The following is a 629-nucleotide window of genomic DNA, read 5'->3' on the forward strand; positions in this document are numbered from 1 at the left end:
CCCACTTGTTATTAATTAAGCGCCACTCCCAATTTTAAATGCACTTAGGAAAAAACCATGAGTCAAAATGGTAAGTTTAATATTACTCGGCGTGATGCTTTAAAGGGTGGTTCTGCTCTTGGCGCTCTAGCGCTAGCAGGAAACGCGCTTTCTCTCCCGTTTGCAACTAAAGCGGTTGCCAAAGAAACGCCAGCAAAACCCAATGAAAAAATTGTCTGGTCGGCATGTACCGTAAACTGTGGTTCTCGTTGTCCGCTTCGTATGCACGTGGTCGACGGTGAAATCAAATGGGTAGAAACCGATAACACGGGTGATGATGTGTATAACCACAATCATCAAGTTCGTGCTTGTTTGCGTGGTCGCTCTATGCGTCGCCGTGTTTACTCGCCAGACCGTTTGAAATACCCACTTCTTCGCGTTGGTAAACGTGGTGAAGGTAAGTTCAAACGCATCACTTGGGATGAAGCCTTTGACCTCATCGGTGACAACCTAAAACGCATCATTAAAGACTACGGTAATGACGCGGTTTACTTAAACTACGGTACGGGTACCTTGGGTGGTACGGTAACTAAGAGCTGGGATCCGAGCGCGACATTGGTTGCACGTATGATGAACCTGTGTGGTGGTTA

Annotated in this window: 1 protein-coding gene; it reads left to right on the forward strand. The window is 46.7% G+C overall.

Features of this window, described 5'->3' with window-relative positions; translation table 11 throughout:
* Positions 1-57 precede the first annotated feature (57 nt).
* Positions 58-629: molybdopterin-dependent oxidoreductase (locus R8N47_RS26155; protein ID WP_318186223.1), on the forward strand; the 572-nt coding region annotated here is incomplete at its 3' end.

The sequence above is a fragment of the Vibrio sp. 2132-1 genome (assembly GCF_033344315.1).